Origin of the sequence: Arthrobacter pascens, assembly GCF_017052465.1 — a bacterium.
In the GTDB taxonomy this organism is placed as follows: domain Bacteria; phylum Actinomycetota; class Actinomycetes; order Actinomycetales; family Micrococcaceae; genus Arthrobacter; species Arthrobacter pascens.
In genome coordinates, this window is sequence record NZ_JAFHKT010000113.1 from 34,992 (window position 1) to 60,676 (window position 25,685).

Genomic DNA, 25,685 nt, shown 5'->3' on the forward strand with positions numbered 1-25,685 from the left:
CGGCGGCCTAAGAATTCCGATAGAACGCTTCATCCAGGCCGTCTGGGTCCTCCGCCGGATCCCTAAGGTACCTGTCCAGGACGCCAATCCGCGCATCCAGGGCCAGCGGTTGTCCGTCCGGACGCCCCAAAAGATACCCCTGCCCGGCAACGACGGGCTGCAGCATGGCGGCGGAAAAGCGCGGCTGCAGGAGGGCGCTGAGCATGCCGGGTGTTTCGATGCCCTCTGCGACGATCCACCCTCCCGCTTCCTGGATGAAGGTGATTGCGGCGGACACAGTGGCCATTGACGACGGATCGACGCCCAGTCGGGCCACGACCTCCCCGTCAATTTTGATGATGTCGAACCTCACCAGCCTGAGCGCGTGCAGGCCGGCGTTGCTTCGCCCCATGTCATCCAGGGCAAGGCGGAAGCCCAGGTCCTGGGCATGCCTGAGCGTGCGGACCGGTTCGGCGTGGTGCAGAGCAGCCTGCTCTGTCACCTCCAGGACGACGTCCTCGGGTTCCAGGCCCGCCACGGCAAGGTCGGACACGAGGCCGCCGAGGTCGAAACTGTGGAGCGCGTCCGGGTGCACGTTGAGGAACAGCAGCCCCTCCCACTGCCGGCTGCCCACCGAGGCCAGCACCGCCGACCGGGCACGGGCGTCCAGCGCGGCAGCGATGCCGAGGCGTTCAGCGAGATCGAAAGCCTCCTGCGGCCCATTGATCCGGGACCCCTCCGGCAGCCTCATCAGCGCCTCATGGGCCAGTACGACGCCCCGGTGGAGGTCCCAGATCGGCTGAAAGGCGATCCTGAGTGGCGTATCTCCAGATACCAGGTGCGTCAGCTCGTCGATTTTCTCGGCACTCACGATGTGGCCCTCCGCCATGGACGCGAAGGTGACTGTCCGCCGCCGCCCCAGCCGCTTTGCTTCGTAGAGGGCAGCGTCGCTGCGTTCCCAGAGCTCCTGCAGACCGACGGGCTCCGCGGCGTGGCTGACGGCGATGCCGGCACTGAACGTCGCCCCCGGGAAACGGGGTGCCAATGCGGCGCGGACCCGTTCGAGGGCCTCCGTTGCCTGATCCTCGTCGCTCCCGGGCAGTATGACGGCGAACTCGTCCCCGCCGAGTCGGAACGGCACGTCGTCGGCAGCGAGCTCATCGAAGGCGTCCGCGAGACCCATGAGGACACGGTCCCCGTGGCTGTGCCCGAGCCGGTCGTTCTGCTGCTTGAATCCGTCCAGATCCAGCAGGGCGAGGGCCACCACACTGTACTTCCTGTCCGCCAGCCGGGCCTCCAGTGACGGCTGGAAAGGCCGCCGGCCCGAGAGCCCGGTCAGCGGATCCGCGTCTGCCTCCTGTTGGGCCCTCAGGTGGCGGCGCTGCAGGGAACGTCCGCCGAGCACGTAGGACAACGGCGTGGCGACGAGGACCGCGGTCAACAGCCCAAAGAGCTTGTTCGGGCCAATGTCCCGCAAGAGCCCGGCGATAACTCCGGCCTCCTGGTCGACTTCCAGGACCAGGAGACCATCCGGGCTGGAGACGGGCACGAGGAATTCGTACCTTGTCACGCCTGTGCCGCCGATTTCGGATTCAGTTTTGACCGTGGTCCTGCCAGTGAGGAGCACCTCGCTGAGGCGTCCTGCATCCTCCTCCTCCGAGGCGCCGCCGTCGGCCCCGCTGTCGCTGCTGGCCAGCAGCTTGCCGTCGCCGTCAAACAACCCCACGTAGACCGTGCCGTTGCTGCGCTTCACATGGGCCAGCTGGTGTGCCATGGCTTCCGAACGTTCTGCGCGTCCGGTCTTTTCCGCCAAAGCGTCCTCGAGTCCTGCGGCGAGCAGTTCGTAGTCGCGGCGGGATTCCTCCAGCGCCTGATCAATGACCTGCTGCCGGGCGAGTCCGAATTCAATCAGGCCCGCGACGAGCATGGCGGCGGATACTGCGAAAGCCCAGCGGACCAGAAAGGACAGGCCCGGCCAACGGGAACCCGCCTGGCTGCAGCGGTTCGGCCGCCGGCCCGGTTGCCTGACTGCCCGGTCCGCGCCCGTCCGCCAGTGATGACCATGATTTTCCACAACGCCCCCCGCCGCAAGGAATAACGGACACCCTACCTGCGAAACGGAGAACCGGCTAGGAACCTGCCGGCGGGCGCGTTGAGTCCAAGGCCTCGGCGCCCCCTTGACACACGTGACGGCGGCCTACGGAGCTTCAGGCCCGGGGGCGGAGCTCCCAGAATGCCACCGCGGAGGCCGCGGCCACATTCAGCGAATCCACGCCGGCGCGCATCGGGATCTTGACGGCGAGGTCGACGGCGTCCAGAGTCTCGGCGCTCATGCCCGCACCTTCGGTGCCCAGCACCAGCGCGAGCCGGCCCAGGTTCTGGGCGGCAAGAACATCGAGGTCCACCGCATCCGGGGTCAGTTCCATGGCCGCCACTGTGAAACCCTCCTCTTTAAGTGCTTGAAGGTCCTGCGGCCAGCTGTGAAGCCGGGCCCACGGCACCTGGAACACGGTGCCCATGCTGACACGGACGCTGCGCCGGTACAGCGGGTCGCCGCAGCGGGGAGACACGAGAACGGCGTCCACGTCCAGCGCGGCCGCGGAACGGAAGATCGCCCCGACGTTGGTATGGTCCACGATGTCTTCCAGCACGGCCACGCGGCGGGCGCCCGTAAGCAGGTCGTGCAGTGGCACGGGAGCCGGGCGGTGCATGGCGGCCATGGCTCCCCGGTGGAGGTGGAATCCGGTGATTTCCTCGAGCAGCGCGGAACTGCCGACATATGCGGGAACGTCCGGGTACTGCTCGAAGATGTCTGCGAGGTCCGCGAGCCATTTCTCGGCGAGGAAGAACGAGCGGGGCCGGTGGCCCGCGGCGAGTGCCCGCCGGAGCACCCGGGACGATTCTGCAATGTACATGCCCTCGGCGGGCTCCCGGACCTTGCGCAGGTGCACGTCCGTAAGTTGCGTATAGTCCGAGACGCGCGGGTCCTGGGCGTTTTCGAGGTAGTGGAAAGTCACCGGGCAGCCATTTCAGTAATCATCGGAGCAAATTTGCGACCATGAAGCCCAGCGCAACCAGCCCGAGAGCGAAGATGACGCCCCGCAGGACCGGCGGCGAGAGCCTGCGGCCCACCTTGGACCCGACGACGCCGCCGATCAGTGAACTGACGGCGATGATGGCCACGACGACCCAGTCGATACGGTCGGCGGCAAAGAGCACGTAGGACGTCGCCGCGATCAGGTTGACCCCGAGCACGAGGATGTTCTTCATCGCGTTCGCGTTCTGGATGGTGCCGGTCATGAAGACGCCAAGGATGCCGACCAGCAGGATCCCCTGGGCGGCAACGAAGTAACCGCCATAGACGCCCGCCAGATACACCAGCACCACGAGGAGGATGCCGTGGTGCTTGTCCCGGAGCGCGTGTTCGGGGTTCTCTTCCCTGTTGCGCACCCAGCTTTGCAGGCGGGGCTGGAACGCCACCATCAGCAGGGCCAGCACGATCAGGGCCGGGGCCGCATAGTGAAAGACTTCTTCAGGCAGGTGCAGCAGCAGCCACGCGCCGGAGATGCCGCCCAGAAGTGACGCCGGGAGCAGCCTCAGCAGCTGGCGGCCCCGGCCGGCGAGCTCGCGGCGGTAGCCCCAGGCCCCGGCCGCGCCGCCTGCCACGAGGCCCATGGCATTGCTCATGGACGCCGTCACCGGCGCCAGGCCCAGGGCTATCAGCACCGGGAAGGTGACCAGGGTGCCCGACCCGACAACGCTGTTAATGGTGCCGGCCCAGAGGCCGGCGAAAAACACCAGGGTGCCGCTAAGTAACTCCACTCTGCGCCGGCTGCCCCGTTAGCGGCGGGCAGTGGCGGTGTAGCGCCCGGCATTGAGTGTGACGTCCAGCGGCAGGCCGAAGGTCTCGCTCAGGTTCTCCGAGGTGAGGACCTCCCCGACGGGCCCGGCGGCCACGACGCCGCCGTCCCGCATGAGCATGGCGTGGGTGAAGCCCGGGGGAACTTCCTCGAGGTGGTGCGTGACGAGGACGATGGCGGGAGCGGCATCATCGCGGGCCAGTTCGCTGAGGCGGTGCACCAGGTCCTCGCGTCCGCCCAGGTCAAGCCCGGCGGCAGGCTCATCGAGCAGCAGCAGTTCAGGGTCGGTCATGAGCGCACGGGCGATCTGGACGCGCTTGCGCTCTCCCTCGGACAACGAAGCGAAGGTCCGGTTCAGCAGCGGCCCCATTCCCCAGTCGTTCAGCAGGCCGAAAGCACGGCGTTCGTCGTCCTTCTCGTAGCCTTCACGCCAGCGGCCCGTGACTCCGTAGGCGGCAGTGACGACAACATTGAGCACTTTCTCGTGCTCGGGGATCTGGGTCGCCAGGGCGGCGGAGGACAGGCCAATCCGGGGGCGCAGTTCAAAGACGTCCACTGCGCCGAGAATTTCCTCCAGGATCCCGGCCTCGCCGCTCGTCGGGTGGAGCCTGGCGGCCGCAATCTGGAGCAGAGTGGTCTTGCCAGCGCCGTTGGGTCCGAGGATCACCCAGCGCTCGCCTTCCCTGACCTGCCAGTCGACCTTGCTCAGGAGCGTTTTGGCTCCGCGGACAACGCTGACGGCGGCCATTTCAAGAACATCACTCATAGGAGTAGACACTAGGACAAAACAGGGTACGACTGATAACTGAAAACGTCGAACGCTGTCCCGGGTGCCTGGGCCGCGAAATGAATTCGGGCGCCACTCCCGTGCTGGCTAAGATTGCAGCCATGACTTCGAACGTGACTGCGGTCAGCTACGGCGTGAATTTGTCCCCCTCGGAAGCGGAAAACCTCCGCTCCCTGCTGGTCGGCTCCGGGACGACGTTCGAAGCGGAGTCCCGCGGCGGAAACGACCGCTATGACGTCTGCACCGTTGACTTCGCCGTGCCGTCAGGTTCGGGCGCCGACATCGCGGCTTTGCGCCGCCGCGTCGCCGCCGCGAAGGAAAGCCCGGAACGCGGCGGCGTGGATACGGCCATCGTGCCCGCGGACCTGCGCCAGGCAGATCGCAAGCTCCTCATCATGGACGTCGATTCGACGCTCATCCAGCAGGAAGTCATCGAACTCCTCGCCGCGTACGCCGGCAAGCGCGACGAGGTCGCCGCGGTGACCGAGGCCGCCATGCGCGGGGAGCTGGACTTCGCCCAGAGCCTCCACGCGCGGGTGGCGGTCCTCGCCGGACTGCCGGCCGCCGTCGTCGATTCCGTCCGTGCTGAAGTGAAGCTCAGCGAGGGCGCTGCGGAACTCGTGGCGGCGTTCAAGGCCGCAGGCCACGTGGTGGCCGTGGTGTCCGGCGGCTTCAACCAGATCCTCCGCCCCATCGCCGAGGACCTTGGCCTGGACTATTGGATCGCGAATGAACTGGAAATTGTGGATGGCGCCCTCACGGGCAAGGTGCTCGGCGACGTCATTGACCGTGCAGCCAAGGAGAAGTACCTGCGCGAATGGTCAGCCGCCGAAGGCATTGCGATGGAGCACACCATTGCCGTGGGCGACGGCGCCAACGACCTGGACATGCTCGGGGCGGCAGGCATCGGTGTGGCCTTCAACGCCAAGCCCGCCGTGCGCGCCGTGGCGGATGCCGCAATCAACATGCCCCACCTGGACGCCGTGCGGCACATCGCCGGAGTCTGAGCCGGCACCCCCCGAGAACCCAGCTGGCCGGCCGTTCAGCCGGACGGCGGCGTGTACTGGCTTGCGGTGAATACCGCTCCCCCGGGATCCCGGATCAGGACGGTGCGGGTCCATTCCGTGTCCTCCTGCCCCAGGACGCGGCCGCCGAGGCGTTCTGCGTCCAGGGCAGCCCTGTCCCGGTCCGCGACGGTGAACGTCACGTGCCACCGCGGCCGCTCCCCGGCGCCCGCGGGCGCAAACCATGCCACGGCGTCCTCAAAACCACGCGGAACTGCGTCACCGGACTGGCGGACCCTGATGTTGGGGTCGACCGTGGCCTCGAGATGGTCGCCATAACCGGGGCGGCGGATCATCGTGCCGAAACCGCGGTCATCGAATTCCCACTGGAATGCTTTTCCATAGAACGCGACCGCTGTCTCCACGTCTGTTGTGTGGAGGTCGCTGAAGTTCCATCCCCCGGGCAGGTTGACTGCCTGGGCCCCAGGCCGTGCGCCGGCCTGCCAGATGCGGAACTCGGCGCCCTGGGGGTCGGCCAGCACCGCCTGCACGCCTCCTGAACCATCGGCAGGAGCGGATTTCAGCGTGGCGCCGACCGACAGCAGGTGTCGGACGGCAGTGTCCGCATTCTCAACGGAGATGTAGGTGTGCCATGCGGGGAAGCCGATGCCCGGGCCGGCGATCGCGCCGGCCTCCTGGCCGTCCAGTGTGGCGATGACGTACCGGCCGGCGGCGCCGGGCGGGGCAGCGTCCTCAAACTCCCAACCAAAAAGCCCGCCGTAGAACGCCATGGCGGCTTCCACGTCGGGCTGCTGGGTGTCCACCCAGCAGGGGACGCCTTCAGGATAGGTCCGTGCGGTCCCCTGTCGCTGCTGTTCCATGCATACGACGTTAGGCGGCCCGGCGCTGCCGGGCAACGGCTTCGGTGAAGGGCCCCGGGCAGGAGTGCTGCCCGGGGTGACCGGAGCCCTTCAGATCGCTATCCGGCGTTCTTGCCGAAGTAGTCGGCGCCACCGGCGTATTCCGTGTGGCCGGATTCGACGTCGGCCGTTGCCATTGCGGCGACCACTTCAGCGAACTCCTCGACGGAGTACAGCTTGCCGGCCTCCGCACGGCGGGCTTCGATGGCCCCCGGGTTGGAGCGGTCCAGCAGCGTCGCCGTCACGGTGCCTTCGATCATGTCACCGGAGACCACGACCAGGGAGATGCCCTTCTCCGTGAGGCTCGGAAGCAGTTCACGCAGCGCGTCCTCGCCGGCGCGCTTGCTGCGCGCAACCGGCTCGTACTCCGGCATCGTGGGAACGGTGTTGATGAAGTGCGCCTGGTGGCTGGTCACGAAAACCACGCGTGACCCCTCCTGCATGAGAGGCACAGCCGCGTTGAGCATGTTGATCTGCGCGTCGCGGTTGAGCTTCAGGGCGTAGCCCTCCTCCATGCCCGACTCCATGCCGCCGGACGCGTTGAGCACCAGGACATCAAGCGATCCGAAGTTCTCCATGGCTGCACTCGCCAGCGCGTGGACGCCCTCGTTGGTGGTGAGGTCGGCGCCGACGGCAACGGCGCGGCCGCCCGCGGCCTCAATGCCGGCCACCACTTTGTTGGCGCGCGGCGCCTTCTGGCGGTAGTTGACGACGACGGCGGCGCCCTCGCCGGCCAGGATCTTTGCCACTTCGGCGCCGATTCCCCGCGAGGATCCGGTCACGATGGCGGTCTTGTTGTCCAGCAGTCCCATACGAGCTCCCTTTGTTCGAAACGTCTAAATCGCTGTAGGCCTGCAGACCATCATGCCAGCGCAGGCTCCCGATCCGCTTGTTTGACCTCCACAAAGAAGCCCGGGCCGGATAGTTTCGCGGCGTACGCGGCCGCCGCGCAAGTGGCTGGCTGCTAGTGGCCCATTCCCAGGCCGCCGTCGACAGGAATGACGGCACCCGAGATGTACGAGGCTTCGTCGCTGGAGACCCAGCGGACGACGTTGGCCACCTCGGAGGCGTCGGCGAACCGGCCCGCCGGCACTTTGGAGAGGTAGTCCTTCTGGGTTGCCTCCGGCAGTTCGGCGGTCATGTCGGTGTTGATGAATCCCGGGGCCACGACGTTCGCTGTAATGCCGCGCGAGCCGAGTTCCCTGGTCAGGGACCGGGCGATGCCGACCAGGCCTGCCTTGGAGGCCGAGTAGTTGATCTGGCCCGGCGCGCCGTACAGGCCGGAGACAGAGGAGATGAGCACAACCCGGCCCTTGCGCAGCCGGATCATGCCCTTGGAAGCGCGCTTGATCACACGGAATGCGCCGGTGAGGTTCGTGTCGATCACGGAGGTGAAGTCGTCCTCGCTCATGCGCAGCAAAAGCATGTCCTTGGTGATGCCGGCGTTGGCGACCAGCACTTCGACGGGACCGTGGGCGGCCTCGACCTCGGTGAATGCGGCGTCCACTGACGCTTCGTCCGTCACGTCCGCCTTGACACCCAGGATGCCGGCAGGCAGTTCGGACTCGCTCCGGTAGGTCACAGCCACCTTGTCCCCGTTGGCGAGAAAGGCCTCGGCGATGGCGAGGCCGATGCCGCGGTTTCCGCCGGTGATGAGGACGCTGCGGGCCTGGGTGGCTGCTTCAGACATGTGTGCTCCGGATTCTGCGGAGCATGGCTCCGCTGTGGTGGCAGGATTTTGGACTGCCTCCGATCTTAGCGCCCGTTTGGGCGGCTCCCCCGGATGGTGAGAGAATTAGGTGAGCCATTGGAGCGTGATTAGACAGCAGTGACACCCCACCACCAGCCCGGACAGCCGATGCCCGAGAAGCCTGGCACCGCATCCGGTCATCCGGAGGTGCACAGCATCACGGACGCAGCCGCAGCGCATTCCGAGGACATGCGGGAGCGCATGATCAAGTACGCGCTGGCTATGGGTATCCGTATGGTGTGCCTGATCCTGATCTTCGTGGTGGACGGCTGGTTCAAGCTCGTCGCTGTTGCAGGGGCGGTCTTCCTGCCGTGGATTGCAGTGGTGATCGCTAACGGCTCGGACACAGCCGAAATCCACAGCGACTCGCTGTTGGACTACGCGCCGTATGCCGAACTGGAGGCGTCCGAGGCTGTGGAGTCCGCTGAAAACGGTGAGGACGAGCCGACGGTGCTGCAAGGCGAGCTGATCAGCGATGAAGACGACGACGGCCGGGAACAGAAAGCTTCATGAACATAATCAACCTGGGCGGCGGTGCGGGCGGTACGACCGGCCCGGACTCCGCGGCCATGTGCTCACGTAAGGCCTGCCGGGCCGATGCTGCCTGGCAGCTGCTGTGGAACAATCCGAAGATCCACACGCCAGAGCGCCGCAAGGTGTGGCTGGCGTGCGGCGAGCACAGGGACTGGCTGGAAGACTACCTGCAGACGCGCGGGCTGTGGAAGGAAACCATCCCGCTCGACGCGGCGCCGACTCCGGGCGGGAACAGCTGAATGTACCGTTTCCTTTTCTCCAGCAAATGGCTGGGATATCTTCTGCTGGCCGCGATCTTCGCCACCGGCTGCGTCTTCCTGGGCCGCTGGCAGATGGACCGCCGTGCAGAAACCCTGGCGGAGATCCAGCGCGTCACTTCGAACTATTCGGCCACTCCGATCAGTTTCCCGGAAGCAAGGGATCAGTTCCGCCAGCTGGATCCGGCCCGGGAATGGACCCAGGTGGAGCTGCGCGGAAGCTATGACGCAGCCGGGCAGCGGATCGTCCGCAACCGGCCTCTCAACGGCCAGCCCGGATACGAGGTGGTGGTGCCGTTCAGGCTCGCCTCCGGCGAAACCGTGGTGATTGACCGCGGTTGGCTGCCGATCGGCAACAACAATCCCGGCCGCCCGGACTCCATTCCGGCGCCGCCGTCCGGGCAGGTCACGGCCGTGGTGCGGCTCAAGCACGGTGAGCCGTCCCTCCAGCGCGGGGCTCCCGAGGGCCAGCTTGCGTCCATTGACCTCCCGGCGTATTCGGCCGAATTGGGCTATCCGCTGCTGACCGGTGCGTACGGGCAGCTGGCCTCTGAAACACCGCCCGCTGCCGAGATGCCGCAGCCGTTCCCCATGCCGTCGGTGGAAGAGGGCACGCACCTGTCCTACTCGCTCCAGTGGTTCGCCTTCGGCATCCTGATGTTCGTCGGCTTCGGCTATGCCGCCCGCCAGCAGGCCCGTAACGCCGCGCTCGACGCTGAAGCAACAGGCGCCGCCGGTGACCACGGACACGCCGCCGCGGCAGCCCGCCGTCGTCCGGCAGCAGCGCGCAAGCGCAAGCGGGCCACGGCGGAAGAAGAGGAAGACGCGATCCTGGATGCCCAAGGTTACTGAGCACGGCAGGCCGGACCCGCTCCCCGATCCGGTGGCCAATGTACGGCGTGCTCTCAGCGCGGCCGGCGTCGCGGACACGGTCAGGGTTTTTCCGGGCAAAGTGCCGACGGCGGCCGCGGCGGCTGCCGCGCTCGGCTGCGACGTCGCGGCGATCACCAACAGCCTGGTGTTCGAGCTCGACGGCGCTCCCCTGCTCATTCTGGCCAGCGGCGCGGCAAGGGTGGATACCGCTTACGTCTCAGCCCAGCTGGGCGCCGGACGCATCCGACGCGCAACCCCGGATTTCGTATTGGAACACACCGGGCAGGAAGTTGGCGGCGTGGCACCCGTGGGCCATCCGGCGAAGATCCACACGCTCCTGGATACCTCCCTCGAAGAGCACGGGACGCTGTGGGCCGGGGCGGGCGACCACCACTCGATGTTCGCGATCAGCTATGAAGAGCTGCGGAGAATCACCGGCGCACACCCGCTACGGGTCCGGTAGCCTGCGGGCGGTGCATTAGCGGACGCCGAAGCCTATGACAACGGGCTCGGAGCCTCTATTCTCTTGCCATGAGCGTTCGGGTCACAGTCCGGCGGCACCGCCTGCGGGTGACCCATGAACACTAATAACATTCCGCCACATGACAGCTACGCCGCGTTCCTCGCGAGGCTGGACGCCGCCACCGCGAATCTGAGCGCCCGGGCCGCCTCCCTGGACAAGGCGCTGAAGGCTGTCTCCCTGCTCGTGGATCCCTACCAATCGGCCGTGCGGAAATGGGAACGGCGGCGCGTCCACGTTGCCGAGCGGCTGGCCGGGCACACCGGGACGCCACAGACACACACCGCGCTGAGCGAGCTCCACGACATGGCAGTGAAGATGGAGTCGATGCTGCGTGTCCGTGCCCTGCGCGTCACGGAAAAGTTGGCGGCCATGCAAGGACGCCGGGACGCCATCGATAAATCGCTCCTGGAGCTTGAGGTCAGCAGGGTCAAACTGAATTCGTCCCGCATGCTGTCCCAGGACCGCCAAAACCTCAGCAGGATTTTCTCTGAACTTGCCGGCGCAACCGGTGCCGCCGCGGCGATTCCCGACCTGGGTCTGCGTCGCGATCTCAAGGAAGCGCGCGAGGCTGTCATCCTGGCTGAAGCGCTCATGGAAGTGAAGGGGCACTAAAACATGGGGAATTCAGGGCAGTATCAGCTGCGCAGCAACACCGTCACACTCGTGCGCTGGTCGAAGAGGCCTGGAGAGGATCCCTTTATTCGGTTCGTCATGCTGAGTGTCTTCGGTTTGGTCCTCTGCCTGATCTCGATGATCTTCTTGCCCTTCCTTAGAAATTTCGCCGCTTTCGCGTTGTTCATGGTCATCTTCCCGGCCATTCTCACTGTTCCCACGATCTCAGGCCGAAGGACCTTTATGCGGGAGCTCACCAAGACGGTAAATGACACAGTCATCGAAGTCACCGGCGCCCGCAGCGACCAGCTCTCGGTCAGGCAGTTTCGGCAGCTGGTCAGGAGCGGCGAGCAGCTTTCGCTCCGCGTTAACGGGGTTCCCGGGTTGAATCTGCACGTGGAACGCACCTCAACGCTGGCGAAAAATGCCCCCGAGAAATGGCTTGTGGTCTTTACCGTCATCCCACCGGACAACGGGACCGCCAGCTTTGACCGGCTGCTGGCCGCGGCAAGTGACGCCCGCCCCGAGTCCGCCGGCGCCAGTTAAGTGACGGGCTCATCCGACTCACAGGCCCCGCATGAACACGCCGTGGCAAGCGGCGGCTGGGTGGAAGTGGCGAACGCGAGGATCTACTGGGAGGCCACGGGTGATCCTGCGTGCGTGCCCGTGCTGTACCTTCATGGCGGCCCAGGCGGCTCCCTGGGCAAGGGCGGTTACCGCAAGCGACACGATCCGGCCCGGTTTTGGACTGTCGGCTTCGACCAGAGGGGATGCGGCAAAAGCATCCCAGCCGTCCAGGATGACTTGGACCATCTCGGTGAGAACACGACACAGACTTTGATCTGTGACATCGAAGCGGTTCGCCGCCACCTTGGGATTGAGAAGTGGATCGTCACCGGCGTCTCGTGGGGCAGCACACTCGCCCTCGCTTATGCCCTCGAGTACCCGGAACGGGTGATCGGCATTGCTCTCGTCGCAGTGACAACGACAAGCCGCGACGAAGTTCAGTGGATCACCGAAGGCGTCGGGTGCATCTTCCCCGAGGCCTGGGATGCCTTTGCGGCTGCCGCTAACGCGAAACCCGGCGAACGCCTCGTGGAGGCCTACGCTCGTCGGCTGGCCGGCGCGGACCGCGACGACGCTCAAAAAGCAGCGCTGGCATGGGACCGATGGGAAGCAACACATGTCTCCCTGGATCCACACTGGCAGCCGGGCACGCTCATTGAGGACGAGAGGGAACGCATGACGTTCGCTCTCCTCGTCACGCATTATTGGTCGAACGACGCATTCCTGGCCGAAGGCCGCGACATCATGGCGCGTATTCGCGAGCTCGAAGGGGTTCCCGGTTACCTTATCCACGGTCGAAGGGACGTGAGCGGGCCAGTCATAACCCCGTGGAAGCTTCACCAGCGTTGGGCCACCAGCCGCCTCATCGTCATCGAGAATGAGGGCCACGGCGGTCCAGAATCCATGATGGCACTGACAAAAGCAGTTGAAGCCATAGCTGGATCTGCTTGAAGCTGACCCCCGCCCGTTGGATTCACGGTTTGAATTCAACGGACGGGATGACGGGTTGCCACTACGGGGCGGCCGGCGTCTGGTTCTTGTGGACCACGTAGATGGCGCCGGTGGTGACATCCTCCTCGAGCGCTTCGAGGGTGCGGCCGCGTGTCTCGGGCACCTGGGTGTAGATGAACACCAGTGCCAGGATCCCGAGGACGCCGAACAGGAAGAACGTGCCGGTGATCCCCACGGCCGCGACCAGGGTTGGGAAGAACAGGCCGAGGAAAGCGTTGGCGATCCACAAGCAGAAGATCGAGATGCCGATGGCGAAACCGCGGATGTACAGCGGGAAGATCTCCGAGAGCATCACCCAGACGGCGATGTTGAGGAACGTTTGCATCGAGCCGACGAAGGCCACCACCAGGAACAGGATGACGAACGGGCGCATCGGATTGCCGACCGGCAGTGCCAGGGAGGCGATGCCGATGAGGAAGTGGCAGATGGTGGTCAGCGTGAATCCGATGAGCAGGGTGGTGCGCCTGTTGACGCGCTGCATCATGGAAAGTGCGATGATGCCGCCGACCACGGCAATGACACCCGGCGCGATGTTGGCGATGAGGGCGGCATTGGAGTCAAACCCGGCCTCGACGAGCACAGACTGGCCGTAGTACATGATCGAGTTGATGCCGGTCAGCTGCTGAGCCACGCCCAGACCGATGCCGACAAGAAGAATGCGCAGGATCCACTTGTTCCGCAGCGCTCCCCAGGTGGTCGGCATCGTCTCCTTCTCTTCGTCCGTGAGATGCTTCACGTCGGCCATCTCTGCCTCTGCGCGCTCCGGCGAGCGAATCGTCATAAGAACGGCCAGGGCTTCCTGCACGCGGCCCTTGGAGACGAGCCACCGCGGGGATTCCGGCATCCGCAGCATGCCGAAGAACAGCGCAATTGCGGGCAGCGCGGCGACCGCGAGCATGACGCGCCAGACTCCACCGAATTCGCCCCACAGGTTGCCGATGATCGCGTTGACCACGAACGCGGCCAGCTGGCCGATGACGATCATGAGCTCGTTGCGCCCAGCCAGCGAACCGCGGATCTCGTAGGGAGCAAGCTCGGCCAGGAACACGGGAACAACCGTTGACGCCCCGCCCACTGCCAGGCCGAGGATGATGCGGCCCAGGACCATGACCTCGAAGTTGGGCGCGAACACGCACGCCAGTGCGCCGGTGAGGAACAGGACGGCCAACAGGAGGATCGTCTTGCGGCGGCCCCAGTTATCGGAGAGCTTGCCGCTTCCCACGGCGCCCGCGGCGGCCCCGAAGAGGAGCGAGCTCGTCACCACCCCTTCGGTGAAGGGTGTGAGGCCGAGATCAGCGGTCATCGGCCTGAGCGCACCATTGATGACACCGGTGTCATAGCCAAAGAGCAGGCCGCCGAAGGTGGCGATCAGGGCGACCTGGCCGAGGCGTTTACGGTGCGGCCCTTCGGTCAGCGGAGGAAGCGGGCCTGTATGGACGCCGTCGCGCTGCGATTGGATTGCAGACATAAGGACTCCTTTGTCTTGAAAGAACACGGGACACGTGCCCGCGTTTGAACAAGACTAACGCGCGAAAGAATTAAATGTAAGGTCAAACTAACAAATCGTTCACCGGGTGTTTCCCTCATGGGAGGATGAACACATGAGTACCCACCGGCAGCGCCGGCCCGTCACACAGACCGATGTTGCGCGCGAAGTCGGCGTCTCCCGCACGCTGGTGTCCTTTGCCTTCCGCGGCGCCCCCGGGGTCAGCTACGAGACCAAACAGGCCATCCTCGACGCTGCCAACCGTCTGGGATACCGGCACAACGCGGTTGCCGCTGATCTGGCGAGCAAGCACCGTTCCGCCGTCGGCTTTTACCTGCTGGACCTCCGAAACGAGGTCTATGCGGACATCCTCAGCGGAGTGCGGAAGGCGCTCCCCCAGACGCCCAACCGACTCATCCTCAGCGTCTCCCGTTCAACCGGCGGCGTTGACCCGGGCGCAGTGGACTCGCTCCTGGAGGCACGGGTGGGGATCATCATCGCCGCAACGCTGCTGGACTCCGATGAGCGGGTCCGGGAACTGGCCCAGATCGTCCCCGTGGTAAGCGTCACCCGCCATGTGGAGGGTGTCGACAGCGTGTACTCGGACGACCGCGCGGGTGCCCGAGCCGCCGTCGAGCACCTCCTCGCCCTCGGGCACACAAGGATCGCCTATATTGCGGGGCCGGACTTTGATCCCAATACGATCCGCCGGCAAGCCTACGAGCAGACCATGCGGGACGCCGGCTTGATCCCACAGGTTCTGAGGGCCGACGACTACACGCAGGAGGCCGCCGAGCATGCAGCAGCGGAGCTGCTTGACGGGCCGGACCGCCCGACGGCAGTGTTCGCACACAATGACCTGTTTGCCTTGGGCGTCCGTGAAGCCGCATACGCCAGGGGGCTCACCGTTCCCGGTGACTTGTCACTTGTGGGGTATGACAATTCAAAGACGGCCCGGCTCCACGGCATCGACCTGACTTCCGTGGATCCTCACGCGGCGGATCTCGGCGAAACCGCCGGAAGGGTGGCCTTGGAACGCCTCAACGATCCCGACGCGCCCATTGCGGACAATCGCAGCACACCTCACCTGATCGTCCGCAACTCAACAGCCCCTGTGAGGCGGCAAGGCTAAGCCTCGTCTCAGTGAATACGGCATTCCCGCCGTGCTCGGTGTAGCCAACGCCCTGACCCGGATCAAGTCTGGAACGACGGTGGTGGTGGACGGCACCCGTGGAATCGTCCGTGAGAATGCGGTCAATCCGGGAGCGACTTCCTGATGAGCCCCGAGAGGCAATCGATGCTGCTCACCCTCCATGCGGTGCGGCTGCTCGGCTTTGGTGACACCGAGTCAGTTGCTGAACGGTTTGGACAGGACGCGCAGGACGTCGAACGTTTCCTTATCAACGCGGGCCTCCGACGGTGGGCGATGCGCTCCTCGTTCGGCGGAACCGGCGGCTGGTCGCTGACCGTCGCCGGCAGGACTGAAAACGAACGGCTCTTGGCTGACGAGCTGAACAGGTCGGGCGGGCGCACGGCGGTCACAGCCGCGCACGCAGACTTTGCACCCCTGAACGCTGACGTCGTAGCCGCCTGCAGCCAACTTCAACTCCAACGGCTCTCCGACGGGCAGCGGCCACTCGATGGGATTGACGAGCATACCCGTCAAACTTTCACCCTGGCCCTGGCAGCCCTTAGGGATCTTGAAATCCGGCTGACCGCGGTGCTTCCGAGGTTCAGCGGCTACGCGAAACGCCTCGAGCAGGCAATGACTCACGCGGCCGCGGATCCGGCCTGGCTTGCCGCCACAGACCGCGACTCCTTCCACCGCATATGGTTCGAGTTGCACGAAGATCTCATCGCCACCCTCGGCATCAGGAGATGAACACTCTGCCGGCTCGCAGCCTAGGCGACGTGCCCTGGTACCGAAAGGCACTGCGGAACCTAAGGGCTAAAGGCGGCGGGGGGCCGCGAGAGACCGGCCAAAGCACCCAAGGCGTACGATCCTGATATGAATCCGACCAAGGCGGTGGTAGCAGTGACCCTTGCCCTCCTCCTCTCGGGGTGTGCCCAGGCGGCCTCTTCGGGGCCCGTGCCGCCCCTGGACACAGCCCCGATATCCCAGTCGCACGTGCCGGCCCCAACCACGCCGGCCGGGACAGCGACCGCCACCCCGAAAGCCCTCACCCCCGAAGCCCTTCCGCCGGCAGTCATCGTGGAGGAGTACCGCCACAGGCTCCAGGAGGAGATCCAGAACTGGACGGACGGCATGTGCGTGGACGCCCCGGGTAGTCTGGACTGCACCGCAGCCACCCTTGGGCTGGACCGGCATTCGGGAGCCGCGGCGCTCGCGCTGGAAAATGCCCGCCCATGGCCTTCTGACCAGGCCGAGCTGGCGGACCGCACCCTCGCCCGCCTGAAGGCGGTTTCCAGGCTAACTAAAGACGAGACGGCGTCGATGTCGATGCTCGACCCGGAGCTCTTATCCCTCGACCGGACCCTCCAGTCCTGGTCAGCCTTCTCCGGCTGAAAACCCGATGATGCGCGTGCCTGTGTCGGGTGCAGAGCTTTCGACAGGTCGGCGCCTTCCAGCCGCGCGTCCCTGAGGTCCGCGCCGAGGAGATCCACATCTGACAGATCACTGTCCCGCAGGTCCGCGGCAATGAGGTAGGCCCCTCTGAGGTCTGCCCAGCACAGCCAGCGCGACCTGAGATTCCTGCCCATCAGATCCGCACGTGAGGCATTGGGATCGAAAGCCCGTGTCCGGGCCTCGGCCAGATACCAGAGCATTCATGACGCTGCCGAGCCCTCAGGATACCTGCCCTGAACCGCTTGCCGATCTACCGATTTTCGATAGAATTTCATTGTTGCTCGATGTAAAAGGAGTTCTGATGGGAAAGCTGACGATCCTCGCGCTGCGGATCGTGCTCGCGATGGTGCTTGCCGGCTCGCTGTTCGTGCAGGTGTGGATGGTGCCGTTGCTGTCCACGGATCTGGAGGAAGCCGGCGCCCCCACCGGCCCACGCATCGCCCTCCTCACCATTGTGGTTCTGGGCATCGTGACCGTGCAGGTCTCGCTGGTGTGCGTGTGGCGCCTGCTGACGATGGTGCGCCGGGAAACGGTGTTCTCCCACGCCGCTTTCCGCTACGTGGACGTCATTTTTGGTGCGGTCGCGGCGGCGTCGCTGCTGATGTTCGGACTTGCCGTCATCCTCGCGCCCGGCGGAACCGCTCCCGGCATCGTCCTGCTGATCTGCGGGGCGTCGCTGCTGATCGCCGGGGTGGCCCTGATCGTCCTCGTGCTTCGGATGCTGCTCGCCCAGGCCGTCGCCCGCGACGCCGAGGCGAACCACCTGCGGACAGAGCTGGACGAGGTGATCTGATGCCGATCGTCGTCGACATCGACGTAATGCTGGCCAAACGCAAGATGCCCGTGGGCACGCTCGCTGAACGCGTCGGGATCACGCCCGCCAATCTGGCGGTGCTCAAGAATGGCCGCGCGAAGGCGGTGCGTTTCACGACGCTCGCCGCACTGTGCGAGGTGCTGCGCTGCCAGCCCGGCGACCTGCTGCGCTGGGAGCCCCAGGACTCGGCGGACCTGCAGTCACCTGACGACGGTGACCTGCAGGACCTTACGCGAGCGTGATCAGGTCCAGGTAGTCCTCGTTCCAGAGGTCCTCGACGCCGTCGGGCAGCAACACAACCCGCTCGGGGTTCAGGGCCTCCACGGCACCTTCGTCGTGGCTGACGAGAACGACGGCGCCGCTGTAGTTGCGCAGCGCGCCGAGGATTTCGGCGCGGCTGGCAGGGTCCAGGTTGTTGGTGGGCTCATCGAGCAGGAGCACATTGGCGCTGGACGCCACAATGGTGGCAAGCGCCAGGCGCGTCTTCTCACCGCCGGAGAGAACACCAGCCGGCTTGTCGACGTCGTCCCCTGAGAACAGGAACGAGCCGAGGATTCCGCGGACCTCCGCGTCCTTCATGTCCGGCGCCGACGAGCGCATGTTCTCCAGCACGGTCCGGTCAACGTCCAGCGTCTCGTGCTCCTGGGCGTAGTACCCGACCTTGAGGCCGTGACCGGCGATAACGTCCCCGGTATCGGGCCTGTCGACGCCGGCCAGCATCCGCAGGAGCGTGGTCTTGCCGGCACCGTTGAGGCCCAGGATGACCACCTTGGAGCCGCGGTCGATGGCGAGATCCACGTCCGTGAAGATTTCCAGTGAACCGTAGGACTTGCTGAGACCCTCGGCCGTGAGCGGGGTCTTGCCGCACGGCGACGGATCCGGGAAGCGCAGGGCCGCCACGCGGTCGTTTTCGCGGACTGCCTCGAGCCCGCTCAGCAGCCGCTCGGCTCGCTTGGCCATGTTCTGTGCGGCGACGGCCTTGGTGGCCTTGGCGCGCATCTTGTTGGCCTGGTCGAACAGGACCTGCGCCTTCTTCTCGGCGTTGGCACGCTCGCGCTTGCGGGCGCGTTCGTCCGTCTCACGCTGCGTCAGGTAGCGCTTCCAGTCCATGTTGTAGAAATCGATCTGGGCGCGGTTGGCGTCGAGGAGGAACACCTTGTTGACGGTGGCTTCGAGCAGTTCGGTGTCGTGGCTGATCACGATCAGTCCGCCCTGGTGGTTCTTGAGGAAGTCACGCAGCCACGCGATCGAGTCCGCGTCGAGGTGGTTGGTGGGCTCATCCAGGAGCATGGTCTCCGCGCCCGAGTAGAGGATCCGGGCGAGCTCCACGCGGCGGCGCTGGCCGCCGGACAGGGTTTTCAGCGGCTGGTTCAGGATGCGGTCCGGCAAGGCCAGATTGGATGAAATGGCGGCAGCTTCTGCCTCCGCGGCATAGCCGCCACCTGCCAGGAATTCCGATTCAAGACGGTCGTAGCGGTTCATGGCCTTCCGTTGGACGGAGGCATCCTCGCTGGCCATCTCCTCGTGGGCCACGCGCAGTTTGCCGACCACGACATCCAGGCCCCGCGCGGAAAGGATCCGATCGCGCGCCAGCTGCTCCATGTCGGGGGTGCGCGGATCCTGCGGCAGGTACCCGATCTCGCCGCTCCGGGTCACCTTGCCGGCTGCCGGCAGGCCCTCCCCTGCCAACACGCGCGTCAGAGTGGTCTTTCCTGCACCGTTCCGGCCCACAAGGCCGATCTTGTCTCCCTTGTCGATCCGGAAGCTCACCTGATCCATGAGCAGCCGGGCGCCGGCGCGCAGTTCAAGATCCTGGACGGTAATCAAAGCAGGTAAGGCCTTTCACAACAGGGAACGCAGCGGCACAGGGGATAGCAAGCGGTGGAGGCTCGTGGGTGCCGGGGCGGTGCGGCCGAGAGAACGGCCCCTACAAGTCTACCGGCCAAAGGCCGGCTCCCTGACCGAAGCCCGGATGCACGGTTGCGGCGCCGGTGTGCCGCGTTTGTGCCGCCTTTGTTCCCCGCAGTCAGCCCCGCCGCCTCCTTCTTGTAGAACAGCTACAAAATTCAATTATTCCCCGGCAAGTAACGTCAACTCCAGCCGATAATTGTTTGTATCTCTCCGACAGGACCTCCCATGCCCCAGACCCATGCAGAGACCACGCCCCCCGCCAAGCGCGCCCGCTGGAACGCCACCGACCTTGGCCTCATCGCCGTTTTCGCCGCGCTGGTGGCCGGATCCGCCCTCGTCGCCGCCATTCCCGTCGGCGGCCTCGGCGTCCCCATCACGCTGCAGACCCTTGCCGTGATGCTGACCGGACTGGCCCTCGGCCCGGGACGGGCTTTCGCCGCGGTGGGTCTCCACACCCTGCTGGGGCTCGCCGGGCTCCCCGTTTTCAGCGGCGGACGCAGCGGGCTGGGCATCCTGGCCGGCCCGTCGGCCGGCTACATCATCGCCTTCCCCCTCGCCGCCGCAGCTGTCGGCTGGCTGGCAAGCATCGTCATCCGGCGCACCCTGAAGTACCGCGGCCTCTTCCTCTTCGCCGCCGCCATGGCCACCAGCGTCGTCGTCATCCATGGCCTCGGTGTGCTCGGCATGATGGTCAATGCCAAGCTCGATCTGTCCAAGGCGTTCCTTGCCGACCTCGCGTTCTACCCGGGAGACATCCTCAAGAACGTCCTGGCCGTCAGTGTCGCCCTGGCCCTGCACAAGGCCTTCCCTGACCTGCTAGTCCGCCGCGTGCGTACGCTCGGATCGCCTGCTGCGGCCCCCGCGGGTGCCCCCTCCAGCGCAGAGTCCTCCAGCGCCGCTCCCTCCGGACACCAGTCCCCCACCCAGCCGTGAGCACCATTTCCCTCAGTGGCGTGGGCGTCCGGGTGGTGGTTGACAGCCACCCGGAGCCCAAGGTCCTGCTTCAGAACGTCACGCTTAGCCTGTCCGAACGGCGCATCGGCGTGATCGGCGCCAACGGCTCCGGCAAGTCCACGCTGCTCCGGCTGCTGAACGGCCTGGTGGCGCCCAGCGAGGGATCCGTCACAGTCAACGGTTCAGACACTGTCCGGCACGTGCGGGCCGTCCGGCAGCAGGTGGGCTTTGTCTTTACCGATCCGTTGTCCCAGCTGGTGATGCCGACCGGCCGCGAGGACGTTGAACTGTCCCTGCGGCGCTCGGTCCGGAACGGGGCCGAGCGCAGGGCACGGGCCGACGCCGCACTGGCCCGCTTCGGTCTGCTGCCCCTGGGAGACCAGAGCATCTACGAGCTCTCCGGCGGCGAACGCCAGCTCCTTGCGCTGGCCGCGGTGCTGGCGGTGGAACCTGACGTGCTGGTCCTCGATGAGCCCTCCACCCTCCTGGATCTCCGCAACCGCGAACTGCTCCGCGGGACCATCGCCGGGCTCAGGCAGCAGATCATCATGTCCACCCACGACCTTGAGCTCGCCCTGGACATGGACCGCGTGCTGGTGGTCGAGGCAGGCCGCATCGTATTCGACGGCGGTGCTGCCGCGGCAGTCGCGCATTATCGCTCGCTCTGCGCGGCCGGCCTTGAGATCCCCCGCGGCGCCGGCGCGGACGGCGGTGACGCGAGGTGAGGGGCCATGGCTTCCTGCTCGCCAACTACGCTCCGGGGGAGTCACTGATCCACCGTGCTCCCCTGTGGCTCAAATTCATGGTGGTTGTCAGCTGCGGCATGGCGTCGTTCCTGATCGTCGACTGGCGGCTGGCGGCGGCAGCCCTTGCCCTGATGTGCACGCTGTTCCTGCTCAGCGGGGCGGGACCCGCCCGCCTTGTCCGTGCCGTCCGCCCCCTGCTTCCCGTGCTGCTGGCCATCGGGGCTTTCCAGTGGTGGCAGCTCGGCGCGCCCGTGGCGGCGCGCATCGTCCTGAACGTCCTGCTGTGCGTCGTGGCGGCCTCGCTGCTGACGGCCACCACACCGCTGCAACGGCTGCTCGACGGTGTGGTGTCGCTGGCCCGGCCGTTCACCCGCTTCGGGGCTGATCCTGAACGGTTTGCCCTCACCATCGCCATCATGCTGCGCAGCATCCCCTTCATTGCCGGGGCCTACGCGGACGTCCGGGACTCGGCCCGGGCCCGCGGCCTGGAACGGAACCCCCGTGCCCTGGTGCTGCCGGTCTTCATCACCACCGTTGCCTACGCCCGCCACACCGGGGAGGCACTTGCCGCCCGCGGCCTGGGCGAACCCGAGGACAGCCGACCCGGGGACGGCTGACCCGCGCATTTACGCGTCGCCCTCACTCGCGCGTCTCCCTAGAGCCGGGCGTACCTGAACAGCGCAGCCGTGCCCATGCCGCCGGCGATACTGATCATGGCAAGTGCGAGCTTCTCCCGGTCCGGAGTCCGGCGGGCCTGCGCCAGCAGCCTCGTCACCAGCACAGCACCGGACGCACCGTATGCATGGCCAAGGGCCAGCGCCCCGCCCTCGGCATTGGCCCGGAGCGGATCAATGCCCAGGCTGTCCAGGCAAGCGAGGGTCTGGGAGGCGAACGCCTCGTTGAATTCCACCAGGTCCACGGTGCCGGCCGGTTCGCCCCGCGTGGCCAGCAGCCGCGCGGCAGCGTGGGCAGCCCCGATGCCGAGAAGCCGCGGCTCAACTCCTGCCGTTTCGGTTCCCAGAACCAGCAGGGCGTCTGAGGCGCCCAGTTCGCGGGCACGCGCCAGGGACGTGATCACGACGGCGGCAGCGCCGTCCGCGTCGAAGCAGGAGTTCCCGGCGGTGACGGTCCCGGATTCCACGAACGCAGCGGGGAACCTCGCCATCAGGGCCTCACTGAGCCGGGGCCGGGGACCGTCGTCGGCTGTCACCGTACCGGACGCGTCCAAAGGAACGATCTCCCGGTCGAACGCGCCTGCGGCGGCAGCGGCCACAGCCCTCCGGTGGCTGCGCAGTGCGAATTCGTCCTGCCGATCCCGGCTGATGCGGAACTCGGACGCCACATTCTCGGCGGCAACCCCCATGTCCGGATCGCCCAGGCTGTCCGGCGCAAACCGGGCGCGGCTAAAGAAGGCGGGGTCGCCGTCGTCGTTCCGGTGTGCCCGCAGCGGGGCGGTGCTGATGCTTTCCACTCCGCCGGCCAGATACACGCCGCCGCCGGCGGCGACCAGCCGGGACGCCAGGACGATGGCATCCAGCCCGGAGCCGCACTGCCGGTCGACGGTGAGGCCCGGGACGGTCACGGGGAGGCCGGCCTCGAGGGCGGCCAACCGCGCAACATTCCCGCCCCCGCCCACGGCGTTGCCGATGACCACATCAGCCAGTTCAGACTGTCCGGCGCCGGTTTCGGCCAGCAGGGCGGTCAGGACCGGTGCGAGGAGTTCGTGGGCCCGGAGCTGCTTCAGCGCTCCGTGGGCCCGGCAGATGGGCGTTCGCAGCGCGGCGATGATGACCGGCTGCCGCTCCGGAGGAAGGGGCTCCTGCCGGTGCAAAGGCGCCGTGCCCTCAGGCGCCGTGCCCTCATTCGCCGTGCCCTCATTCGCCGTGCCCGCCTCAGACAAGGCGCCGAACCCGGGAGTCGCCGGCCGTGATCCAGTCGAGCATGAGGCGCCGGCTGACCTTGCCCCGGTCCGTCACCGGCAGCTCTGCCAGGGCGAAGTACTGGAGCGGCCGTTTGTCCCTGGGCAGGATTTCCTCGAGGCCGGTCTTGAGCTGCGTGGCAGTGAGGCCGCCGTGGGACGGGACGATCCCCGCCACGACGCGTTGTCCCCTGACGTCGTCGGCCATGCCTGCCGCCACGGCCGAGGCAACGCCGGGAACGGAGGCGAGGGCAAGTTCCACCTCATGCGGGTAGACATTCTTGCCGGCCGTGATGATCATGTCGGAGCGGCGGCCCAGGATGTGCAGTTCCCCGTCCTGCAGGTACCCCTGGTCCCCCACGGTGAACCAGCCGTCGAAGCACCGCAACGCCTGGCCGTCGTCGCCCCAGAGGTATCCGTTGCTGACCATGCCGCTGCGGACGCAGATGTTTCCCGCAGCCCCTTCCGGTAGCACGCGGCCGTCGTCGTCCAGAATCCTTACCTCCACCCCCGGGAACGGCCTGCCGATGCCCGTGCCGCCAGCGTCAAGGGGCCTGCCGGCGGGCAGGACGGTCCCGGAGACGAAACTCAGCTCGGAGGCGCCGTAGTACTCGAAGATGGTGGCATTCGGCGCCCACCGCCTGGCCGCCTCCAGCGTGCGCGCATCCAGTTTGGAACCGGCGCAGATAATGCTTTTCACGCCCGAGGCGTCAACGCAGCCGGTCAGCCCGCGCTCACTGAGCAGGCGCAGCATGGTGGGGACCAGGACGAGGCGGGTGATGCCGTCGTGGCTGATGGCGGTGTGGACGTCGCCCACGTCGAAGGACTCCAGCGTGTGGAACTCGGCGCCGGCGTAAAGGCATTCGGCGAGTGCATAAAGGTTCAGGCTGGCTGCGAGCGGTCCCGGAGCGAGCGTCTTATCGTCCTGGCTGAGGCCGAAAAACTCCATGGAGGCCTCAAAGGACTGCTGCCAGGAGCGGCGGGACCGGGTGAATGCCTTGGGCACGGATGTGGTTCCGGAGGTCAGGCCGATCAGGAAGGACGACGCCGGATCCCCGTCGGCCAGCTGCCAGCCGCCCACCGGTTCCCCCGCCGCGGCAGGGCCAGCTTCCGCAGCCGGTCCCAGCAGCCGGACAATCTCGGCCAGCATGGGTTCGGGCCATGACGGATCCAGGACGGCGCACTGCCGTTCGCCCGCCACGGCAGCGGCGAAGGCGACGGCGAAGTGCGTGGAGTTCCGTTCGGCGAGCACGGCGATGTGGGCGCTGCCGGTGGCGGCGAGGGCCTCCGCTTCGTCGCGGAGCTCGCCCCAGCTGAGCCGCTTGCCGGCCACGACGACGGCGGTGTCGTCGGGGCGGTCATCGGCCCAGCGCTGGAGTCTGTCGAGAAAAGGCATCAGATCAACTTTACCGGCGGAACCGGCCGCACCCGCGCCTGAGAAGACTATTGTGACAACATGAGCTTCAATGACGGGGTCGAGCTGGACCCATCGCAGGTGGAAGACCGGCGCGGCGGCGGCATGGGCCGCGGCACGAAGATCGGCGGAGGCATAGGCGGCGGCGTGGTGCTGCTCCTGGCTGCCCTGTTCGGCATTAACCCGCAGCTGCTTGAGGGACTCATCGGCACGGGGCAGGAACAGCCCGGACTGAGCCAGGGAACGGCACCTGCGGAGTGCAAATTGGGCTCCGACGCCGACCAGCGGCTCGACTGCCGGATCACCGGCACCGTGAACAGCCTCAATGCGTTCTGGCCCGCGTACCTGGCCAAATACAAGGTCGAGTACCCCCGGCCCAGGACAGTGCTCTTCGAGGTCGGGACGGATACCGGCTGCGGCGCGGCCACGTCGGAGGTGGGGCCCTTCTACTGCCCTGCCGACACCACGGCGTACTTCGATCCCGGCTTCTTCCAGGATCTCGTGAACCGCTTTGGCTCCTCCGGCGGGCCGCTGGCCCAGGAGTACGTCGTCGCCCACGAGTTCGGGCATCACATCCAGAACGTGCTCGGGGACCTGGACAGGGCCCAGCAGGATCCGCGGGGGCCCGAGTCGGGGGCCGTCCGCGTGGAACTGCAGGCCGACTGCTATGCCGGGCTCTGGACCCGCTATGCCACCACCCAGAAGGATCCCAAGACGGGCCAGCCGTTCCTTGAGCCGCTGACCCAGAAGGACCTGAACGACGCCCTCTCGGCCGCGTCCGCCGTCGGCGATGACCGCATCCAGAAGGCCGCCACCGGGCGCGTCACGCCGGAGGCGTGGACGCACGGCTCGAGCGCGCAGCGGCAGACGTGGTTCTACCGGGGTTACCAGACCGGCGACATTGCCCAGTGCGACACCTTCCGGGCCGCCACCCTCTAGCCCCACATCGATTGCTCCGTAAGCGCCGTTTTCACGCTCGAGAAGGGCACCTGCGGAGCAGTCGATGGTGGGCCCACGCCGGCAGGGTTCCCTGGCCGAGCTTGCGAGGCTAGGGGCCAGTGGGGAACGACGGCGGCGGGGGTCCGGCGGGGGTAGGGTGGCCCCCCCCCGGGGTAGGTCATCCGGTGGTGGTGGGGGTGGGGGGTCGGGGGCGGGGGGGGGCGGTGGATGCGGCTTCC

Annotated in this window: 29 protein-coding genes and 1 pseudogene; 18 read left to right on the forward strand and 12 right to left on the reverse strand. The window is 66.6% G+C overall.

All coding sequences use genetic code 11. The features are described from left to right. Positions 1-7: 7 nt before the first annotated feature. The 4 genes from JYA52_RS04695 to JYA52_RS04710 all read right to left on the reverse strand — a co-directional run bounded on the left by JYA52_RS04695 (position 8) and on the right by JYA52_RS04710 (position 4,605). Entirely contained in the window at positions 8-1,906 is a 1,899-nt protein-coding gene (locus JYA52_RS04695) for an EAL domain-containing protein (protein WP_205652042.1), read from the reverse strand. Positions 1,907-2,186: 280 nt separating this feature from the next. Further along, entirely contained in the window at positions 2,187-2,996 is an 810-nt protein-coding gene (locus JYA52_RS04700) for a TrmH family RNA methyltransferase (RefSeq protein ID WP_205652043.1), read from the reverse strand. Between the two features lie 19 nt (positions 2,997-3,015). Continuing rightward, positions 3,016-3,801: a sulfite exporter TauE/SafE family protein gene (locus tag JYA52_RS04705; RefSeq protein ID WP_205652044.1), complete on the reverse strand. Its 786-nt coding sequence runs from the start codon at positions 3,799-3,801 to the stop codon at positions 3,016-3,018. 18 nt (positions 3,802-3,819) lie between these two features. Further along, complete coding sequence (locus JYA52_RS04710; protein WP_205652045.1) at positions 3,820-4,605, reverse strand: ABC transporter ATP-binding protein; 786 nt, start codon at positions 4,603-4,605, stop codon at positions 3,820-3,822. Positions 4,606-4,727: 122 nt separating this feature from the next. Here JYA52_RS04710 and serB point away from each other — a divergent pair, with 122 nt between their 5' ends. Continuing rightward, positions 4,728-5,633 (forward strand): phosphoserine phosphatase SerB, encoded by a 906-nt coding sequence (gene serB, locus JYA52_RS04715; protein ID WP_205652046.1) that lies wholly within the window; start codon positions 4,728-4,730, stop codon positions 5,631-5,633. Positions 5,634-5,668: 35 nt separating this feature from the next. Here the strand turns inward: serB and JYA52_RS04720 are convergent, their stop codons facing one another. The 3 genes from JYA52_RS04720 to JYA52_RS04730 form a co-directional block, all read right to left on the reverse strand. Beyond that, positions 5,669-6,511 carry a VOC family protein gene (locus tag JYA52_RS04720; protein ID WP_205652047.1) on the reverse strand — a complete coding sequence of 281 codons (843 nt, stop codon included), beginning with the start codon at positions 6,509-6,511 and terminating at the stop codon, positions 5,669-5,671. Between the two features lie 98 nt (positions 6,512-6,609). Next, positions 6,610-7,362 (reverse strand): SDR family oxidoreductase, encoded by a 753-nt coding sequence (locus JYA52_RS04725; RefSeq protein WP_205652048.1) that lies wholly within the window; start codon positions 7,360-7,362, stop codon positions 6,610-6,612. A 152-nt stretch (positions 7,363-7,514) separates the two neighbouring features. Next, positions 7,515-8,240 (reverse strand): beta-ketoacyl-ACP reductase, encoded by a 726-nt coding sequence (locus tag JYA52_RS04730; RefSeq protein ID WP_205652049.1) that lies wholly within the window; start codon positions 8,238-8,240, stop codon positions 7,515-7,517. 168 nt (positions 8,241-8,408) lie between these two features. On the opposite strand from JYA52_RS04730, the gene JYA52_RS04735 reads away from it, so the two are divergent. From JYA52_RS04735 to JYA52_RS04765, 7 genes are all read left to right on the forward strand, one after another. Then, positions 8,409-8,813 carry a DUF3099 domain-containing protein gene (locus JYA52_RS04735; protein ID WP_205652050.1) on the forward strand — a complete coding sequence of 135 codons (405 nt, stop codon included), beginning with the start codon at positions 8,409-8,411 and terminating at the stop codon, positions 8,811-8,813. Then, the gene (locus JYA52_RS04740) at positions 8,810-9,073 is read left to right on the forward strand and encodes a hypothetical protein (protein WP_205652051.1); all 264 of its coding nucleotides are present in this window, start codon (positions 8,810-8,812) and stop codon (positions 9,071-9,073) included. Before JYA52_RS04735 ends, JYA52_RS04740 begins: the two co-directional genes overlap by 4 nt. After that, positions 9,074-9,943, forward strand: a complete 870-nt coding sequence (locus tag JYA52_RS04745) for an SURF1 family cytochrome oxidase biogenesis protein (RefSeq protein ID WP_205652052.1) — start codon at positions 9,074-9,076, stop codon at positions 9,941-9,943. Further along, on the forward strand, positions 9,927-10,427 hold the full coding sequence (locus JYA52_RS04750) for a YbaK/EbsC family protein (protein ID WP_205652053.1): 501 nt from the start codon (positions 9,927-9,929) through the stop codon (positions 10,425-10,427). Before JYA52_RS04745 ends, JYA52_RS04750 begins: the two co-directional genes overlap by 17 nt. Positions 10,428-10,541: 114 nt before the next feature. After that, complete coding sequence (locus JYA52_RS04755) at positions 10,542-11,099, forward strand: hypothetical protein (protein ID WP_205652054.1); 558 nt, start codon at positions 10,542-10,544, stop codon at positions 11,097-11,099. Positions 11,100-11,102: 3 nt separating this feature from the next. After that, on the forward strand, positions 11,103-11,645 hold the full coding sequence (locus tag JYA52_RS04760; protein ID WP_205652055.1) for a hypothetical protein: 543 nt from the start codon (positions 11,103-11,105) through the stop codon (positions 11,643-11,645). Then, complete coding sequence (locus JYA52_RS04765) at positions 11,646-12,617, forward strand: alpha/beta fold hydrolase (RefSeq protein ID WP_307869314.1); 972 nt, start codon at positions 11,646-11,648, stop codon at positions 12,615-12,617. Positions 12,618-12,678: 61 nt separating this feature from the next. Here the strand turns inward: JYA52_RS04765 and JYA52_RS04770 are convergent, their stop codons facing one another. After that, positions 12,679-14,145 carry a sugar porter family MFS transporter gene (locus tag JYA52_RS04770; protein WP_205652056.1) on the reverse strand — a complete coding sequence of 489 codons (1,467 nt, stop codon included), beginning with the start codon at positions 14,143-14,145 and terminating at the stop codon, positions 12,679-12,681. Between the two features lie 133 nt (positions 14,146-14,278). Here JYA52_RS04770 and JYA52_RS04775 point away from each other — a divergent pair, with 133 nt between their 5' ends. The 4 genes from JYA52_RS04775 to JYA52_RS22390 all read left to right on the forward strand — a co-directional run bounded on the left by JYA52_RS04775 (position 14,279) and on the right by JYA52_RS22390 (position 16,690). Continuing rightward, complete coding sequence (locus JYA52_RS04775) at positions 14,279-15,295, forward strand: LacI family DNA-binding transcriptional regulator (protein WP_205652057.1); 1,017 nt, start codon at positions 14,279-14,281, stop codon at positions 15,293-15,295. Positions 15,296-15,317: 22 nt separating this feature from the next. Then, positions 15,318-15,440, forward strand: a complete 123-nt coding sequence (locus JYA52_RS04780) for a PEP-utilizing enzyme (RefSeq protein ID WP_205652083.1) — start codon at positions 15,318-15,320, stop codon at positions 15,438-15,440. Next, entirely contained in the window at positions 15,440-16,045 is a 606-nt protein-coding gene (locus JYA52_RS04785) for a hypothetical protein (protein ID WP_205652058.1), read from the forward strand. Before JYA52_RS04780 ends, JYA52_RS04785 begins: the two co-directional genes overlap by 1 nt. A gap of 126 nt (positions 16,046-16,171) precedes the next feature. Continuing rightward, positions 16,172-16,690, forward strand: a complete 519-nt coding sequence (locus JYA52_RS22390; RefSeq protein ID WP_240459968.1) for a hypothetical protein — start codon at positions 16,172-16,174, stop codon at positions 16,688-16,690. A 53-nt stretch (positions 16,691-16,743) separates the two neighbouring features. On the opposite strand, the pseudogene JYA52_RS22395 reads toward JYA52_RS22390, so the two are convergent. Further along, positions 16,744-16,950: pseudogene (locus JYA52_RS22395) on the reverse strand (pentapeptide repeat-containing protein); the annotation flags it as partial. Positions 16,951-17,051: 101 nt separating this feature from the next. On the opposite strand from JYA52_RS22395, the gene JYA52_RS04795 reads away from it, so the two are divergent. After that, positions 17,052-17,543: a DUF2975 domain-containing protein gene (locus tag JYA52_RS04795; RefSeq protein WP_205652060.1), complete on the forward strand. Its 492-nt coding sequence runs from the start codon at positions 17,052-17,054 to the stop codon at positions 17,541-17,543. Then, a complete protein-coding gene (locus JYA52_RS04800) occupies positions 17,543-17,806 on the forward strand; it encodes a helix-turn-helix domain-containing protein (RefSeq protein ID WP_205652061.1) in 264 nt (87 codons plus the stop codon). The genes JYA52_RS04795 and JYA52_RS04800 overlap by 1 nt, the downstream gene beginning before the upstream one ends. Here the strand turns inward: JYA52_RS04800 and JYA52_RS04805 are convergent. Further along, positions 17,793-19,391 (reverse strand): ABC-F family ATP-binding cassette domain-containing protein, encoded by a 1,599-nt coding sequence (locus JYA52_RS04805; RefSeq protein ID WP_205652062.1) that lies wholly within the window; start codon positions 19,389-19,391, stop codon positions 17,793-17,795. The two genes, JYA52_RS04800 and JYA52_RS04805, sit on opposite strands and share 14 nt — an antisense overlap. Positions 19,392-19,700: 309 nt before the next feature. On the opposite strand from JYA52_RS04805, the gene JYA52_RS04810 reads away from it, so the two are divergent. From JYA52_RS04810 to JYA52_RS04820, 3 genes are read left to right on the forward strand one after another with little or no spacing between them, the layout of a single operon-like run. Then, complete coding sequence (locus JYA52_RS04810) at positions 19,701-20,408, forward strand: biotin transporter BioY (protein WP_205652063.1); 708 nt, start codon at positions 19,701-19,703, stop codon at positions 20,406-20,408. Then, the gene (locus JYA52_RS04815; RefSeq protein WP_205652064.1) at positions 20,405-21,154 is read left to right on the forward strand and encodes an energy-coupling factor ABC transporter ATP-binding protein; all 750 of its coding nucleotides are present in this window, start codon (positions 20,405-20,407) and stop codon (positions 21,152-21,154) included. Before JYA52_RS04810 ends, JYA52_RS04815 begins: the two co-directional genes overlap by 4 nt. Beyond that, positions 21,151-21,792 (forward strand): energy-coupling factor transporter transmembrane component T family protein, encoded by a 642-nt coding sequence (locus tag JYA52_RS04820; RefSeq protein ID WP_205652065.1) that lies wholly within the window; start codon positions 21,151-21,153, stop codon positions 21,790-21,792. The genes JYA52_RS04815 and JYA52_RS04820 overlap by 4 nt, the downstream gene beginning before the upstream one ends. A gap of 38 nt (positions 21,793-21,830) precedes the next feature. Here the strand turns inward: JYA52_RS04820 and JYA52_RS04825 are convergent, their stop codons facing one another. Both JYA52_RS04825 and JYA52_RS04830 read right to left on the reverse strand, forming a co-directional pair. Further along, positions 21,831-23,006: a thiolase family protein gene (locus JYA52_RS04825; protein WP_205652084.1), complete on the reverse strand. Its 1,176-nt coding sequence runs from the start codon at positions 23,004-23,006 to the stop codon at positions 21,831-21,833. A 61-nt stretch (positions 23,007-23,067) separates the two neighbouring features. Next, complete coding sequence (locus JYA52_RS04830) at positions 23,068-24,489, reverse strand: class I adenylate-forming enzyme family protein (RefSeq protein WP_205652066.1); 1,422 nt, start codon at positions 24,487-24,489, stop codon at positions 23,068-23,070. 60 nt (positions 24,490-24,549) lie between these two features. Here JYA52_RS04830 and ypfJ point away from each other — a divergent pair, with 60 nt between their 5' ends. Continuing rightward, positions 24,550-25,446, forward strand: a complete 897-nt coding sequence (gene ypfJ / locus JYA52_RS04835) for a KPN_02809 family neutral zinc metallopeptidase (RefSeq protein ID WP_205652067.1) — start codon at positions 24,550-24,552, stop codon at positions 25,444-25,446. The last annotated feature ends 239 nt before the right edge of the window (positions 25,447-25,685 follow it).

Coding starts and splice junctions, on each gene's coding strand:
- JYA52_RS04695 (WP_205652042.1), bottom strand. CDS start 1,906: ATGCTCGTCGCGGGCCTGATTGAATTCGGACTCGCCCGGCAGCAGGTC.
- JYA52_RS04710 (WP_205652045.1), bottom strand. CDS start 4,605: ATGAGTGATGTTCTTGAAATGGCCGCCGTCAGCGTTGTCCGCGGAGCC.
- serB (WP_205652046.1), top strand. CDS start 4,728: ATGACTTCGAACGTGACTGCGGTCAGCTACGGCGTGAATTTGTCCCCC.
- JYA52_RS04720 (WP_205652047.1), bottom strand. CDS start 6,511: ATGGAACAGCAGCGACAGGGGACCGCACGGACCTATCCTGAAGGCGTC.
- JYA52_RS04725 (WP_205652048.1), bottom strand. CDS start 7,362: ATGGGACTGCTGGACAACAAGACCGCCATCGTGACCGGATCCTCGCGG.
- JYA52_RS04730 (WP_205652049.1), bottom strand. CDS start 8,240: ATGTCTGAAGCAGCCACCCAGGCCCGCAGCGTCCTCATCACCGGCGGA.
- JYA52_RS04735 (WP_205652050.1), top strand. CDS start 8,409: ATGCCCGAGAAGCCTGGCACCGCATCCGGTCATCCGGAGGTGCACAGC.
- JYA52_RS04740 (WP_205652051.1), top strand. CDS start 8,810: ATGAACATAATCAACCTGGGCGGCGGTGCGGGCGGTACGACCGGCCCG.
- JYA52_RS04745 (WP_205652052.1), top strand. CDS start 9,074: ATGTACCGTTTCCTTTTCTCCAGCAAATGGCTGGGATATCTTCTGCTG.
- JYA52_RS04750 (WP_205652053.1), top strand. CDS start 9,927: ATGCCCAAGGTTACTGAGCACGGCAGGCCGGACCCGCTCCCCGATCCG.
- JYA52_RS04755 (WP_205652054.1), top strand. CDS start 10,542: ATGAACACTAATAACATTCCGCCACATGACAGCTACGCCGCGTTCCTC.
- JYA52_RS04760 (WP_205652055.1), top strand. CDS start 11,103: ATGGGGAATTCAGGGCAGTATCAGCTGCGCAGCAACACCGTCACACTC.
- JYA52_RS04770 (WP_205652056.1), bottom strand. CDS start 14,145: ATGTCTGCAATCCAATCGCAGCGCGACGGCGTCCATACAGGCCCGCTT.
- JYA52_RS04775 (WP_205652057.1), top strand. CDS start 14,279: ATGAGTACCCACCGGCAGCGCCGGCCCGTCACACAGACCGATGTTGCG.
- JYA52_RS04785 (WP_205652058.1), top strand. CDS start 15,440: ATGAGCCCCGAGAGGCAATCGATGCTGCTCACCCTCCATGCGGTGCGG.
- JYA52_RS22390 (WP_240459968.1), top strand. CDS start 16,172: ATGAATCCGACCAAGGCGGTGGTAGCAGTGACCCTTGCCCTCCTCCTC.
- JYA52_RS04795 (WP_205652060.1), top strand. CDS start 17,052: ATGGGAAAGCTGACGATCCTCGCGCTGCGGATCGTGCTCGCGATGGTG.
- JYA52_RS04800 (WP_205652061.1), top strand. CDS start 17,543: ATGCCGATCGTCGTCGACATCGACGTAATGCTGGCCAAACGCAAGATG.
- JYA52_RS04810 (WP_205652063.1), top strand. CDS start 19,701: ATGCCCCAGACCCATGCAGAGACCACGCCCCCCGCCAAGCGCGCCCGC.
- JYA52_RS04830 (WP_205652066.1), bottom strand. CDS start 24,489: ATGCCTTTTCTCGACAGACTCCAGCGCTGGGCCGATGACCGCCCCGAC.
- ypfJ (WP_205652067.1), top strand. CDS start 24,550: ATGAGCTTCAATGACGGGGTCGAGCTGGACCCATCGCAGGTGGAAGAC.